General features: G+C 48.3%; 11 protein-coding genes and 1 pseudogene. All 12 read left to right on the top strand.

The genetic code is table 11. The annotated features are described in order from the left end of the window. The first annotated feature begins 11 nt into the window (after positions 1-11). The 12 genes and pseudogenes from pyrH (at position 12) to EPH95_RS02995 (ending at position 14,754) form a co-directional block, all read left to right on the top strand. The gene (gene pyrH / locus EPH95_RS03050) at positions 12-734 is read left to right on the top strand and encodes a UMP kinase (RefSeq protein WP_142087226.1); all 723 of its coding nucleotides are present in this window, start codon (positions 12-14) and stop codon (positions 732-734) included. 20 nt (positions 735-754) lie between these two features. After that, the gene (gene frr, locus EPH95_RS03045) at positions 755-1,288 is read left to right on the top strand and encodes a ribosome recycling factor (protein ID WP_142091459.1); all 534 of its coding nucleotides are present in this window, start codon (positions 755-757) and stop codon (positions 1,286-1,288) included. A 199-nt stretch (positions 1,289-1,487) separates the two neighbouring features. Continuing rightward, positions 1,488-2,240 carry an undecaprenyl pyrophosphate synthase gene (locus EPH95_RS03040; RefSeq protein WP_142087224.1) on the top strand — a complete coding sequence of 251 codons (753 nt, stop codon included), beginning with the start codon at positions 1,488-1,490 and terminating at the stop codon, positions 2,238-2,240. An 11-nt stretch (positions 2,241-2,251) separates the two neighbouring features. Then, positions 2,252-3,045, top strand: a pseudogene (locus tag EPH95_RS03035) (phosphatidate cytidylyltransferase). A 27-nt stretch (positions 3,046-3,072) separates the two neighbouring features. Beyond that, positions 3,073-4,224, top strand: a complete 1,152-nt coding sequence (gene dxr / locus EPH95_RS03030) for a 1-deoxy-D-xylulose-5-phosphate reductoisomerase (protein ID WP_142087222.1) — start codon at positions 3,073-3,075, stop codon at positions 4,222-4,224. A gap of 69 nt (positions 4,225-4,293) precedes the next feature. Beyond that, positions 4,294-5,550 carry an RIP metalloprotease RseP gene (rseP, locus tag EPH95_RS03025; RefSeq protein ID WP_142087220.1) on the top strand — a complete coding sequence of 419 codons (1,257 nt, stop codon included), beginning with the start codon at positions 4,294-4,296 and terminating at the stop codon, positions 5,548-5,550. Between the two features lie 81 nt (positions 5,551-5,631). Continuing rightward, positions 5,632-7,332 (top strand): proline--tRNA ligase, encoded by a 1,701-nt coding sequence (locus tag EPH95_RS03020; protein WP_142087218.1) that lies wholly within the window; start codon positions 5,632-5,634, stop codon positions 7,330-7,332. Positions 7,333-7,415: 83 nt separating this feature from the next. Then, a complete protein-coding gene (locus tag EPH95_RS03015; protein ID WP_142087216.1) occupies positions 7,416-11,714 on the top strand; it encodes a PolC-type DNA polymerase III in 4,299 nt (1,432 codons plus the stop codon). A gap of 630 nt (positions 11,715-12,344) precedes the next feature. After that, positions 12,345-12,812 carry a ribosome maturation factor RimP gene (rimP, locus tag EPH95_RS03010; protein WP_142087214.1) on the top strand — a complete coding sequence of 156 codons (468 nt, stop codon included), beginning with the start codon at positions 12,345-12,347 and terminating at the stop codon, positions 12,810-12,812. Between the two features lie 135 nt (positions 12,813-12,947). Beyond that, the gene (nusA, locus tag EPH95_RS03005; protein WP_142087211.1) at positions 12,948-14,186 is read left to right on the top strand and encodes a transcription termination factor NusA; all 1,239 of its coding nucleotides are present in this window, start codon (positions 12,948-12,950) and stop codon (positions 14,184-14,186) included. After that, positions 14,183-14,455, top strand: coding sequence for an RNase P modulator RnpM (gene rnpM / locus EPH95_RS03000; protein ID WP_142087208.1), 273 nt, complete (start codon positions 14,183-14,185; stop codon positions 14,453-14,455). Before nusA ends, rnpM begins: the two co-directional genes overlap by 4 nt. Continuing rightward, positions 14,452-14,754, top strand: a complete 303-nt coding sequence (locus EPH95_RS02995) for a YlxQ family RNA-binding protein (protein WP_142087207.1) — start codon at positions 14,452-14,454, stop codon at positions 14,752-14,754. The genes rnpM and EPH95_RS02995 overlap by 4 nt, the downstream gene beginning before the upstream one ends. Positions 14,755-14,758 lie beyond the last annotated feature (4 nt).

The following is a 14,758-nucleotide window of genomic DNA, read 5'->3' as shown; positions in this document are numbered from 1 at the left end:
GGAGGCGTACGATGCACAACTATGAACGTGTGGTTTTGAAATTAAGCGGAGAAGCACTTGCCGGAGAGCAAGGATACGGCATTGATCCCAACGTCATCCAATCCATTGCTGCCCAGCTAAAAGAAGTCGCTAAGTTGGGTACAGAGATCGCCATCGTTGTTGGCGCCGGTAATATTTGGCGGGGCATGGCAGGCAGTTCGCAAGGCATGGATCGTGCCACCGCTGATTATATGGGCATGCTCGCAACTGTCATGAATGCGCTCGCGTTACAGGACAGCCTTGAAGAAATTGAAGTGGAAAGCAGGGTGCAAACAAGCATAGAGATGCGGCAAGTCGCTGAACCATACATACGTCGCAAAGCAATCAGGCACTTGGAAAAAAAGCGCGTCGTAATATTTGCAGCCGGTACCGGCAACCCTTATTTCACCACGGATACAACAGCTGCATTACGGGCAGCGGAAATCGAAGCCGATGTCATCCTGATGGCAAAAAACAATGTGGACGGCGTTTATGATGCTGATCCCGCGGAAAATGAAAATGCGGTTAAATACCGAGAGTTATCCTACTTTGACGTCTTGAAGGACGGTTTGGGCGTGATGGATTCGACCGCTTCTTCGTTATGCATGGATAACAATATCCCGGTTCTCGTTTTCTCGATCTCAAAAGAAGGAAATATTAAACGGGCGGTTCAAGGAGAAGATATCGGAACCGTCGTAAGGGGGAATGGATCTTGAACGACGCGCAGAAAAAAGACATGAAAAACCGTATGGAAAAAACAGTGGAATCGTTCAATCGCGACCTTGCAACATTACGTACCGGCCGTGCGAATCCGGCGATTTTGGACAAGGTAGCTGTCAACTATTACGGAATGGAAACACCACTCAATCAGTTGGCCGGCATTTCGGTGCCCGAAGGCCGATTGCTTGTTGTCTCCCCTTTTGACAAGTCGTCCATCGGTGATATCGAAAAAGCGATCCAAAAAGCGGATCTTGGCCTTACTCCCAATAATGACGGCCAAGTCATTCGCATTACGATTCCGGCGCTCACGGAAGAACGACGAAAGGAATTGGGGAAGATTGTGCGTAAATATGCCGAGGATGCACGTGTTTCGGTCCGTAATATCCGCCGCGATATCAACGATCAAGTGAAAAAACAAGAAAAAAGCGGAGATATCGCCGAAGACGAATCTCGGCGCTCGCAAGATGAAATTCAAAAAATCACGGATGAACACATTAAAGCAATCGATCAAGCGGCAGAAGAGAAAGAAAAAGACATTATGGAAGTGTAAAGCTGTGCGACGCACAAAAACCCTCTGCTCGACAAGGGGGTTTTAGCTGTTCAAGAGTGCCGGCAAACCGGCAATGGTGGTGGCCGGTACTCCGACGGCGGATATTCGGATGTGGAATACCCCAGGTGGAGAGCGTGGACATTGTTTTCCCGCCTTCCATCTCTCATGTCCCACATCCAGCAAGGCTGGTGCGTAAACCATGTTGGGAAGGTTTTTTAATCATCAGAAAGAGACACAGGCCGTTGATGTGAAGACGGATGTCCCGGTCCATGTGGCCGTCATTATGGATGGTAATGGACGTTGGGCTCTAAAACGTGGGCTGCCGAGAAATATTGGCCACCGTGAAGGCATGAAAACCATCCACAGTATTACAGAATCCGCGAATGATATCGGTGTTCAAGTACTCACGTTGTTTGCGTTCTCGTCGGAAAACTGGTTGCGTCCCAAGACAGAAATCGACTTTATTCTTCGTCTCCCGGAACGTTTTTTATCCAGTGAATTGCCGAAGTTGCAAGCCAACAATGTACAAGTTCGCGTCATGGGTGCTGTTGAAGATCTGCCTTCCCATACAAAAAAAGCTGTGGAAACCGTGATGCACGAGACAGCGGACAACGATGGCATTATTTTAAATTTAGCGCTTAATTACGGAGGAAGATCGGACATTGTTCAAGCGTTAAAGCTTCTTGGCAGCGACATTGAACAAGGGCGTTGCCAAATTGAAGACATTACGGAAGACATGATTTCCGACAAGCTCTATACTTCCGATTTTCCCGATCCTGATTTGCTGATTCGAACGAGCGGGGAAATTCGTTTAAGCAATTTTATGCTTTGGCAGATGGCGTATAGCGAATTCTGGTTCACCGATGTATTGTGGCCGGATTTTAGTACAGAAGATTTTGCCGAGGCCATCTCGGTTTTCCAACAACGTAAACGTCGATATGGCGGGGTATAAGGGGAGTTCACATGAAGCAAAGAGTAATTACCGCAATGATTGGGCTTGTCATTTTCCTCGCCCCTCTCATTATGGGCGGGCCTGTTTTCATGGCGCTTGTTGCAGCGATGGCGATCGTCGGCTTCATAGAGTTGATGAGAATGAATCAGCTATCCATCTTCGCCCCTCCTGCCTTCATTGGATTGCTTCTTTCTCTTATTCTATTGTTGGCGGGGCCGCAAGCAACATTTTTTTCAAATGAAGCGCTGTTGATGACTTTTGTGGTTGCTGTCTGGTTATTGTTGCTTATAACGGTCCTTTCCGCCAATCGGTACGACTTTGATAAAGTTGCTTTTGTCACGTTTACTGCACTGTACATAGGATTCGGATTGCATTTCTTTCTGGCGGCCCGTTTGGATGAAGGGTTTGCTTTCGTTCTTTTCGTTCTGATTGCTATTTGGGCAACGGATACGGGAGCTTATCTCTTCGGGCGAAAATTCGGAAAGCGCCCGCTCTGGCCGAAAATCTCACCGAAGAAAACGGTAGAAGGCGCGTTGGGGGATTGGCGCTGGCGCTTGTGGCGGGTTTTCTTTTTGCTTCATTTTGGCCCCCTTTTCCTTCTTTTTGGTTAACGTTTTTTGCGGTGTTCGTCATTTCGTTTGCCGGCCAATGTGGAGATCTCGTGGAATCTGCCATTAAACGCTATTATAATGTAAAAGATTCCGGAAAGCTCCTGCCCGGCCATGGCGGTATCCTGGATCGTTTTGACAGTCTGATTTTCGTGTTTCCCGCCCTTTATGTCCTGATGATTTTAGTGGCGCAGTAATGAGTGAAAACGAAGAAGGTGAATTCGATGAAAAAAGTGGCTGTACTTGGTTCTACAGGATCGATTGGGACGCAAACCCTTGATGTCATCCGACAGCATCCGGAGCAATTTCGGGTGAGTTTGCTCGCCTGTGGCCAAAACATTGAGCTTGTAAAAAAACAAATAGCCGAATTCCAACCCGCGGTGGTGGCCATTGCGAAGGAAAGCGATCTCGGAAAATTGGAAGCCCACCTCCCGACGGAGACACGGGCGATCGCCGGGGAATCAGCATTGTTGGATGCACTTGCAGAAACGGAAGCCGAATTCGTTATGCACGCTATGGTGGGAAGCCAAGGCCTTAAACCGACGATGGCTGCGATAAAAGCAGGGAAAACGATTGGGATCGCCAATAAGGAGACTCTTGTAACCGCCGGGCATCTCGTTACAGCTGCCAGCAATCGTTACGGAGCACAATTAATTGCCGTCGATAGCGAGCATTCCGCGATTTTGCAAAGTATGCAAGGGAGCAATCGCGGCGATGTCGAACGGCTTATCATCACGGCATCGGGAGGGAGTTTTCGCGATTGGAGCGCTGAGGAAATCCAACACGCTGCCCCGGAAGATGCGTTGAAGCACCCAAATTGGTCGATGGGACAGAAGGTTACCATCGATTCGGCCACCATGATGAATAAAGGACTCGAAGTCATTGAAGCCCATTGGTTGTTCGATATGCCTTATGAAAACATTGATGTCGTCATTCATCGGGAAAGCATTGTTCATTCCCTGGTTGAATATCAAGATAAGAGTGTGATAGCCCAGCTGGGCACTCCGGATATGAAAGGGCCGATCCAGTACGCGCTCAGCTTTCCGGACAGGCTTGAATTAGAAGGCCCGGAAAGGTTAAACTTATGGGAAGTCGGAACGCTAAATTTTGAAAAAATCGATCCGGTTAAGCACAGATGTTTATTAATGGCTTATCAAGCCGGTGAGGCGGGCGGTTCGGCCCCGACGGTGTTGAACGCGGCAAATGAAGTCGCCGTCCAACGTTTCTTGGAAGGGAAGCTTTCGTTTCCCGGTATTGCAACTGTCATTGAAAATGCTCTAGCTGCCCATACCGTGGCCGCGGCACCTTCCATTGAAGAAGTGTTGGAGATTGATGAAGAAACACGTAAGCGGGTAAGGAATGGAAGTGAGAGGTGAGTAGCAGGTTAGGCTATGCTCTTCCTCTATCACATCTGATATGCAAGCCAAAAAGAAGGTGAAAAGCACGTGCAAACGCTCATTGCCATCATTGTGATTTTCGGCCTCATCATTGCCATTCACGAGTGGGGCCATCTCTACGTGGCTAAAAAAGTAGGTATTCTTTGCAGGGAATTCGCCATCGGTTTCGGACCGAAATTGTTTTCCAAGAAAAAGAATGAAACGGTTTATACGCTGCGGTTGCTCCCGCTCGGCGGTTTCGTTCGCATGGCCGGTGAAGACCCGGAGACCGTGCAGATCAAACCGGGCTATGAAGTGGGTTTAACGTTTCATTCGGATGATACCGTTAAAGAGATCATTGTGAACAACAAGGCAAAACATGCCGATGCCAAAATTGTTTCGGTTGAACGGGCCGACCTTGAACATGACCTTTTTATAGACGGCTACAGCGACGATGAAGAAGGCTTGATTCGTTACGATGTCCATCCTCAAGCGGATATGATTGTGGATGAAGAACGGGAGCAGATTGCCCCTTGGGACCGGCAATTCGGATCAAAAAAACCGTGGAAAAAGGCAGCTGCCATTTTCGCGGGTCCGGTGATGAATTTCGTCCTCGCTTTTATTTTATTTTTGATCTATGGGCTTATCCAAGGGATTCCACAACCGATCGTCTCCAACGTAATGGACGATAGTGCCGCTGAAGAAGCCGGATTGGCCGAAGGGGACAGGATCGTTGCCATTGAAGGTGAATCCATTGATGGCTGGACCGATATGACACAGATGATTCAGCAATCGCCGGATGAAGAAATCACGATGCTTGTGGATCGGGACGGCGCGACGGAATCATTCACGATGATGGTGGACAGCGTTTACGAGGACGTTGTGGATGCTGAAATCGGCCAAATTGGGGTCGAGCCGACGTGGAGCCATTCCGTGTTTGAATCGCTTCAATATAGTGTCTCGCAAATTCAAGAAGTGGTCGTATTAATTTTCGATGTCCTTCAGCTCATTTTTACCGGTGATTTTTCCCTGGATTATTTAGCGGGACCGGTGGGCATTTATGACTACACCGGTGAAGTGATGCAACTGGGCATCCTCATTTTGGTCAGCTGGACAGCGATGCTGAGCGTGAACATTGGGCTCATCAACCTATTGCCGCTTCCCGCCCTTGATGGAGGACGGTTAGTTTTTATCGGTTTGGAAGCGATCCGCCGAAAGCCCATCGATCCCGACAAAGAAGGCGTTGCCCATTTTATTGGTTTTGCGCTGCTTATGTTGCTCGTGCTCATGGTCACCTGGAATGATTTAAACCGGTTATTTATGTAAGTTTAGATGAGAAGGTGAGAGGTTGGGAGTGCCGATCTCCGGCCTCTGACCTCTGATTTCCGGAAAAGGAGGGTTCAGCGAATGAGACAACAAACGTTTTTCAGTCCAACGATGCGGGACATCCCCGCGGATGCGGAAGCCATCAGCCACCAACTGATGCTGCGCGCCGGGTTAATGCGGCAAACGGCAGCCGGGATTTATACATATTTACCACTGGGCACCCGGGTGTTGCACAAGATTCAAGCGATTATCAGAGAAGAAATGAACCGTGCGGGGGCACAAGAATTATTGATGCCGGCGATTCAACCGGCTGAACTTTGGGAAGAATCCGGACGATTGGATGATTACGGACCGGAGTTAATGAGACTAAACGATCGTCACGAGCGGCGTTTCGTACTCGGCCCTACCCATGAAGAAGTCATTACTGCTGTCATTCGCGACGGTATTCATTCTTACAAACGCTTGCCGATCAATGTGTATCAAATTCAAACGAAATACCGGGATGAACGCCGCCCGCGTTTTGGCTTGTTGCGCGGTCGGGAATTTATTATGAAAGACGCCTATTCATTTGAAACGTCGGAAGAAGCGCTCGCCAAAACCTATGAAGTTATGTATGACACATACACGAATATTTTTCGTCGTTGCGGCCTTGATTTTCGCGCCGTGGAAGCGGACGCCGGGGCTATCGGAGGTACGGGAGGAACGCATGAGTTTATGGCGCTATCCGATATCGGCGAGGATACGATAGCGTATTCGGATCGCTCTGATTACGCTGCAAATACTGAAATTGCGGCTGTATCTCCGCCTGACACCGATCAGGAAGGAACGCCGGCAACCCTTTCGGTTGAACAAGGGTATACAAGCGGGGAAGCGGTGGCATCAGCCATCGGCCAACCAACGTCAACGGTCATTACTAGCCGGCTTTTTTATATTGATGAAGCTCCCGTTCTTATTCTGACACGCGGGGACCATGAAATCAGCGACGTCAAGATCACGAACCATCTTGATACCTTGGACGTAGAAGCTGCCACCGCCGATCAGATACAGGAACAATTCGGCACTTCCTCTGCTTTTATTGGTCCTGTGGAGGCGTCGTCGAATGTGAAAATTGTTGCCGACCAGGCGATTCGGCCGCTCGTCAATGCCATTTGCGGAGGCAATCAAGGCGATACCTTTTATGTCAACGCTGATCATCGCCGGGATTTTCACGTAGATGCTTTTGCGGATCTCCGCATCATCCAAGAAGGAGACCCTTCCCCCGACGGTGAAGGTACGATTCATTTTGCCGAGGGCATCGAAGTGGGGCAAGTATTTAGCCTCGGGACGAAATATTCGGAAGCCTTGGGTGCCGAGTTTTTGGATGAAAACGGCAAAAGTGTGCCGATGCAAATGGGCTGCTACGGCATCGGCATCAGCCGTACGCTTGCCGCCGTTGTGGAACAGCACCACGATGAAGACGGCATCATTTGGCCAAAAGCACTTGCCCCGTTTGACTTGCATTTGCTCGTGATCAATCCAAAAGATGAAGCGCAATTGACCCTAGGGGATAATCTTTATGAAGCGCTTCAGGCTGAAGGTTACGATGTTCTATATGACGATCGCAAAGAACGCGCAGGCGTGAAGTTTAAGGATGCTGACCTATACGGCATGCCCATCCGCATCGCGGCCGGAAAAAAAGCGAGTGAAGGCATTGTCGAAGTAAAAGAAAGAAAAACAGGCGAAGTAACGGAAGTGCAAGCAGAAAAGTTACCCGCGTATTTAAGCGATATCGGATGGAAATAGGGAGTTAAGGTGGGTCTAAAGGTTTTTCTCACCTCCAACCTCCCACCTCTTACTTCCAGAACGAAAGGGCGGTCGGTTTGTCTATGGATGACAGTACTGTTCGGTATGAACGTTTTCAACTACTTTTGGAGCAGATTGGTATCCCTGAAGATGTTTACCAATCAGAACTGCGATCCGGGCGCATCGACAAATTAGATGTTTATCGGGAAAATCGTAAATGGCATTTTACGTTCAGGCTGGACAAACCGGTAAATGCGTTCGCGATCCAACTATTGCAGGAAAAGCTCAATGCAGGATTCCGAGAAATGGCAACGATAGATTTTTCAGTTGTCTACGATGAAGGAAATATCCCCTCCGAACAAGTGACAGCGTATTGGCCCGCGATCATCGCCAAAGCGCGAGACCTCCCCGATCATATCGCCCGAAAACTGGAACGTTCGAAACCGACGGTTAACGGACGTTCCGTGATGCTTACGTGCCACAGTGATGTAGAAGCCAATTCCCTTTCCAAACAGGCAGGTCCTGTATTGGAGACAGCGATTCAATCTTTAGGGTTTGAGAGGCTTGCCTTTTCTCCGAAAGTCGAAGTGGCTACCGAGGAAGAAACCCGCTTTTTAGAGCAGAAAAAAGAAGAAGAGCAATCCAAAGTCATTGAAGCGATGATGGAACAGCAAAAAAAGGAAAAACAAGCGGAACCGGAAGCGAAAAAACAATTGCACATCGGTTATCCAATTAAAGACGAACCCCTCCCGCTTGCTTCCATTCAAGATGAAGAACGGCGCGTGACGATTCAAGGATATGTGTTTCAGGCGGAAACGCGTGAGCTAAGAAGCGGGCGTATGCTGTTAACGTTTAAACTTACCGATTATACAGACTCTTTGCTTGTGAAAATGTTTTCCAGAGATAAGGAGGACATCCCGCTATTTAAAGAAGTGAAAGCAGGCAAATGGCTGAAAGCAAGGGGCGGTATTCAAGACGATACGTTTGTCCGTGATCTCGTCATGATTGCCAATGACGTTACGGAAGTTCAAATCGCGCGGCGGATGGATGAAGCTCCTGAAAATGAAAAACGCATCGAGCTGCACGCGCATACGACGATGAGTCAGATGGATGGTGTGGCTTCCCCGGGCGAAATTGTGGAAAAGGCAGCACAATGGGGGCATGAAGCTGTTGCAATTACGGATCACGGGGTCGTCCAAGGCTTCCCGGAAGCTCATTCGGCGGCTAAGAAAAATGATATAAAGTTGCTTTACGGAATGGAAGCTTATCTCGTCGATGACGGCGTGCCGATCGCGTACAACGAGAGCGAACGAGATCTCGCGGAATCAACGTTCGTCGTCTTTGATGTGGAAACAACCGGACTATCAGCCGTGTATGACACGATCATTGAATTGGCTGCCGTAAAGGTGGCGAACGGTGAAATTGTCGATCGGTTTGAATCGTTTGCGCAGCCCCATGTGCCTCTTCCTGCGAAGATTACGGAACTTACCGGCATTACCGATGAAATGCTGACAGACGCTCCGGAAGTCAGCGATGTCTTGCAACAGTTTGCCGATTTTGCGGGCGACGCGGGCTTTGTGGCACATAACGCAAGTTTTGATATCGGCTTTATCAACGCCGGTTACAAAAAAGAAGGATGGCCCGAGGTGGAACAGCCGGTCGTCGACACATTGGAACTTGCCCGGTTTTTATATCCCAATATGAAAAATCATCGGTTGAACACGCTTTGCAAAGCGTTTGACATTGAACTTGTCAGCCATCACCGTGCCATTTATGACACGGAAGCCACCGCGTATCTTTTTATCAAAATGATTCGCGATGCCAAGGAACAAGGAATTGATCAACACGGTCAACTCAATGAAAATATCGGCCGAGGCGATTTTTACAAAAGCAGGCCTTCCCATTGCACGATTCTCGTCCAAAACGAAACAGGTTTGAAAAACTTGTATCAACTTGTGTCTTTATCTCACTTATCGTATTTTCACCGAACGCCGCGAATCCCGAGGTCGAAGCTTGTCCAGTATAGGGATGGGTTGCTTGTCGGATCGGGTTGCGAAAAAGGGGAAGTCTTTGAAACAATGATGCAAAAATCCGCCGAAGAGGCGGAGAAAGCGGCTCGTTTCTATGACTTTATCGAAATTCAGCCACCGGAAATCCATGGCCATCTATTGGAAAAAGACATCATTAGAAGTGAAGCACAGCTCTTGGACATTATGCGAAAATTGAACGATGTCGGCGAACGTTTGGCGATTCCCGTCGTTGCTACCGGAAACGTCCATTATTTGGAGCCGGAGGACCATATTTATCGAAAAATCCTCGTTTCATCCCAAGGTGGGGCCAACCCGTTGAACAAACAAACGATGCCGAAGGTGCATTTTCGAACGACCGCGGAAATGCTGGAGGCCTTTTCTTTCCTCGGCGAAGAAAAGGCGCGCCAAGCTGTGGTTAAGGCCCCAAAAAAGCTTGCGGATGAGACCGAAGATATCGCACCGGTCCCTAGCGGATTATACGCTCCAAACATCGAAGGTGCCGACGAAGAAATGCGGAGGCTCACCTTTGGAAAAGCAAGGAGCATTTACGGAGAAGATCTGCCTGCCATCGTCGAAGAGCGTCTGGAAAAGGAATTGGAAAGCATTATCGGCCATGGATATGGCGTGATTTACCTCATTTCGCATAAACTCGTCAAACGATCCTTGGACGACGGTTATCTCGTTGGCTCCCGCGGGTCGGTCGGCTCTTCTTTCGTGGCGACGATGTCGGACATTACCGAGGTCAATCCGCTGCCTCCCCATTACGTTTGCCCGAACTGCAGCCATTCTATTTTTTATGACGATGGGTCGGTGGCGTCGGGGTATGACTTGCCGGACAAACCATGTGAACAATGTGGGACCTCGTATACTCGAGAAGGCCATGACATTCCCTTTGAAACGTTTCTCGGTTTTAAAGGGGACAAAGTTCCCGACATTGACTTGAACTTTTCCGGAGAATACCAGGCACGCGCGCACGCCTACACCCGTGACTTGTTCGGGGATGACAAGGTCTTTCGCGCGGGAACGATCGGCACGGTTGCGGATAAAACGGCTTATGGATTCGTGCGCGGATACCAAAATGACCATCAAATTGACCATATACGCGGCGCTGAAATCGACCGCCTCGTCCATGGTTGCACCGGGGCGAAACGAACGACCGGCCAGCATCCCGGCGGGATCATTGTCGTTCCCGGAGATAAAGACATCCATGATTTTTGTCCGGTTCAATATCCGGCTGATGATAAAAACGCAAGTTGGAAAACGACGCATTTTGATTTTCATTCCATCGATGACAACTTGTTGAAACTTGATATTCTTGGGCACGATGATCCGACGGTCATCCGTATGCTGCAAGATTTGAGCGGAATCGACCCTAACGATATTCCTGTGGATGATCCTGAGGTTATGCGTATATTTGAAGGACCGGAAGTGCTTGGTGTTACTCCGGAGCAAATTCTGTGCAAAACCGGCACGTACGGGATTCCGGAGTTCGGCACCCGTTTCGTTAGGCAAATGTTGGAAGAAACGAAGCCGAAGAAGTTTTCCGAGCTCCTGCAAATTTCCGGTTTGTCCCACGGGGCCGATGTCTGGCTTGGTAATGCCGATGAATTAATTCGTGATGGGATTTGTGAGCTGAAAGACGTCATTGGCCTCAGAGACAACATTATGGTCAATCTGATTTATAAAGGGCTGGAACCATCGCTGGCTTTTAAAATTACTGAATTCGTCCGCAAGGGAAGAGGATTGGAACAAGAATGGATTGACGAAATGAAAAACCACGGTGTTCCGGATTGGTACATTCAGTCCTGTTTGAAGATCAAGTATATGTTCCCGAAAGCGCATGCGGCAGCATATGTACTAATGGCGGTGAGAATCGCGTATTTCAAAGTCCACCATCCAATTCTGTTCTACGCCACCTATTTCAGCGTAAGGGCCAGTGATTTTGAGTTGGAAACGATGCAAAAAGGAAGCGCGGCGATTCGGGCGCGCATCGAAGACATTCAAGCCAAAGGCTTTGACGCGGCACCAAAAGAAAAAAGCTTGGTGACTGTATTGGAACTGGCGCTGGAAATGACGGAGCGCGGATTTTCGTTCGGATCGATTGATCTCTATCGATCCGAAGCAAGCATGTTCATCGTTGATGGCGAAACGTTGATTCCACCGTTTGGCGCGTTGGAAGGGGTAGGCGCTAACGCCGCTAAAAACATTGTTGAAGCACGTACAGACGGTGAGTTTTTATCAAAAGAGGACTTGCAACAAAAAAGCAAAGCGACGAAGAACGTCATACAAATTTTGGGCGCGAGCGGATGCCTGGAAGGCATGCCGGATTCGAACCAGCTTTCGTTGTTCTAGTGTAGAACACCCGAGATAAACGGTCATCTGTAGTCGTATGCGGTGGCCGTGAATCTTTGGCCAACAACGTCAGATTTTGCTGAACTACCGGGGATAAATGTTTTGATCTGACCGGATCGGCTGTCCTTTTCATATTTCGGGTATCATAAAGCGTGTCATGGCGACGCTAGCCGCTTCTCTTTCCACATTTCGCATTCATCATGGTGATTTAAGAGTCTTTTTGACGCAGCAGCGAAAAATCGAATGATCCCTATGAACATCCTGACGTTTACGATCGCCATAATTTGGCAAAAATAAATAACAGCATGGGAAATCTCGCGCGAAGAGAGCCCTTTGCCCGCATGTTACTTGCAATCGTTGGGAAATTATGATATTTTAACGTTGGCAACAGATGGATACGTACGGAGAAAAGAGTGGGGCCTGCACCCACTCTTTCTGCTTGCACTTCGAAAGAATTTTTCGCAAAAACCTAAGGCTCGCTATTGGAACTTGGCGAAAGCCAAGTTTTTCTCGGCAGGTAAGAAAGTATAAAACTTTTTCCTGCATAAGTGCAACTAAGGCTTGTCGCCATAAAGGCTTGGCGACAAGCCAAGTTTTCTAATACGGACGGCTATGTAAAGGAGGGAGCATATGTCTGCAAACGTGAAGGAAAACGTGGCCACAATCGCGAACCCCATTCTTGATGAGCTCAGCATGGAGCTTGTCGATGTGGAATATAAAAAAGAAGGAAAAAACTGGGTGCTACGTATGTTTATTGACCATCCCGACGGCATAGGACTCGAGGAATGCAGCCTTGTCAGTGAACGGATGAGCCAAAAATTAGACGAAGAAGACCCCATTCAGGGATCTTATTATTTGGAAGTAAGTTCCCCAGGGGCGGAGCGGCCGCTGAAAAACGCGAAGGATTTTCAGGGAGCCGTTGGCAAGAACGTTTATATCAAGACGTACGAACAAATCGATGGCAGAAAAACGTTCACAGGAGAGCTTGTCGCTTATGAGGATGGAGAAATAACGATCAATATACGCGAAAAGACACGGACCATTGCTTTTCAGGTGCCGGAACGCTTGATCGCAAATGCACGTTTGTCCGTGTTGTAGAGCAATCGGATTATCCCGGTGTAAACCGTAATACTCCCGCTTCAAACCCATAAGCGGGAGTTAACGGGCGACGAACACCCCGATCGCGACGCATAAGAAGTTTCACTGTATTCACTGAAAGGGGACCACTTAGTTATGAACAGCGACTTTTTAGATGCTTTGACGACGTTGGAGGAGGACAAAGGCATCGAAAAGGAAATCGTGCTAGAAGCCATTGAGTCCGCGTTGATATCGGCCTATAAGCGAAATTTCAGCCAAGCGCCGAACGTACGCGTCGATATCAACCGTGACAATGGGGAAATCAAAGTGTATGCGCGCAAACAAGTAGTGGAAGAAGTTTTCGACCCCCGGCTGGAGATCACCGTCGAGGCAGCAAGAGAAATGAGCATGCATTATGAGCTTGATGATGTTGTCGAAATTGAAGTCACACCGAAAGATTTCGGGAGAATAGCCGCGCAGACCGCTAAACAAGTCGTTACCCAGCGGGTGCGAGAAGCAGAGCGAGGCATCATTTATTCGGATTTTATCGATCGCGAAGAAGATATTATGACTGGAATCGTCCAACGCCAAGACCATCGTTTTATCTATGTTGATTTAGGGAAAGTGGAAGCCATTCTTCCGCAAAGCGAACAGATGCCGAATGAGACCTATTCGCATAACGACCGAATTAAGTCCTATATTACGAAAGTGGAAAAAACGACTAAGGGTCCGCAAATTATGATTTCGCGTACCCATCCAGGTCTTTTAAAGCGATTATTTGAACTTGAAGTCCCGGAAATATATGATGGAACTGTTGAGATTCGATCCGTTTCACGAGAAGCGGGAGATCGGTCAAAAATTTCTGTCCACGCGGAAGACCCCGACGTTGACCCAGTTGGTGCTTGTGTTGGACAACGCGGGCAACGCGTTCAAGCGATTGTGAATGAACTGAAGGGCGAAAAAATCGATATTGTCCATTTTTCCAATAACCCTGTCAACTACATCGGAAACGCCTTAAGTCCGTCAAATGTGCTCGATGTCCAAGTTGATGATGAGGCAAAAAGCACGCTCGTTATCGTCCCGGATCATCAATTATCGCTTGCCATTGGAAAACGTGGACAAAACGCGCGGTTAGCCGCGAAACTCACGGGCTGGAAAATTGATATAAAAAGTCTTTCTGAAGCAGAAGAGCAAGGATTGTACAATCCGGCTACGGCTCGGGTGCCCGGGGAAGATGAAGGGGAAGAAGGCGACCCCGTCCAAGAAGATGACATCGATGATGAAGATATGATCGAAGAAGATGTGTTTGAAGACGAAGAGATAGAAGATGCCTTGGAAGAAGAGGCTGAAGAAGAACGGCCGGAAACCGAAGCGGTTGAGGAGAAAGAAGAATGAAAAAGCGTAAAACCCCTTTGCGAAAATGCATCGTTACCGGCGAAATGAAAGCAAAAAAAGAGCTGGTGCGTATCGTTCGTGGAACAGATGGCCATGTATCCGTTGATCCGACCGGAAAGAAAAATGGGCGCGGGTCTTACATTACAAACACAGAAGAATGTTTCGCACTGGCTAAAAAGAAAGACCTTTTATCACGCCACTTAAAAGTGAACATCGATGAAGAGAGCTATGAAAGGTTGGAGACGGAACGTCTTCAAACAAACAAATGAAACAGGAATTTTACCGATTTCTCGGGCTTGCAACACGGGCCAATAGGGTTATCAGCGGCGAAGACACCGTTATACGAGGCATTAAAACGAAACGTTTTCATCTTGTTCTTATTTCCGACGATGCATCAACAAACACAAACAAGCGGTTTAATGATAAATGCCGCCATTATCATATTCCGATCAGGCAAGCGGGAACACGGGAAGCGCTGGGCGAAGCAATTGGAAAGCGCGAGCGTGTTGTCATCGGCATTACGGATAAAGGATTTTCCGAAAAAATGATCCGGATGCTAGACCACTAGAAGT

Source organism: Salicibibacter halophilus (assembly GCF_006740705.1).
Taxonomy (GTDB): Bacteria; Bacillota; Bacilli; order Bacillales; family Marinococcaceae; genus Salicibibacter; species Salicibibacter halophilus.
The sequence above is the reverse complement of the archived record's forward strand: the minus strand, read 5'-3'. Positions and strand labels throughout refer to the sequence as shown.

Bases quoted from the DNA above. Each gene is read 5' to 3' on its own strand.
- EPH95_RS03020 (WP_142087218.1), top strand. From the start codon at position 5,632: ATGAGACAACAAACGTTTTTCAGTCCAACGATGCGGGACATCCCCGCG.
- rimP (WP_142087214.1), top strand. From the start codon at position 12,345: ATGTCTGCAAACGTGAAGGAAAACGTGGCCACAATCGCGAACCCCATT.
- rnpM (WP_142087208.1), top strand. From the start codon at position 14,183: ATGAAAAAGCGTAAAACCCCTTTGCGAAAATGCATCGTTACCGGCGAA.
- EPH95_RS03015 (WP_142087216.1), top strand. From the start codon at position 7,416: ATGGATGACAGTACTGTTCGGTATGAACGTTTTCAACTACTTTTGGAG.
- EPH95_RS02995 (WP_142087207.1), top strand. From the start codon at position 14,452: ATGAAACAGGAATTTTACCGATTTCTCGGGCTTGCAACACGGGCCAAT.
- dxr (WP_142087222.1), top strand. From the start codon at position 3,073: ATGAAAAAAGTGGCTGTACTTGGTTCTACAGGATCGATTGGGACGCAA.
- EPH95_RS03040 (WP_142087224.1), top strand. From the start codon at position 1,488: ATGTTGGGAAGGTTTTTTAATCATCAGAAAGAGACACAGGCCGTTGAT.
- nusA (WP_142087211.1), top strand. From the start codon at position 12,948: ATGAACAGCGACTTTTTAGATGCTTTGACGACGTTGGAGGAGGACAAA.
- frr (WP_142091459.1), top strand. From the start codon at position 755: ATGAAAAACCGTATGGAAAAAACAGTGGAATCGTTCAATCGCGACCTT.
- pyrH (WP_142087226.1), top strand. From the start codon at position 12: ATGCACAACTATGAACGTGTGGTTTTGAAATTAAGCGGAGAAGCACTT.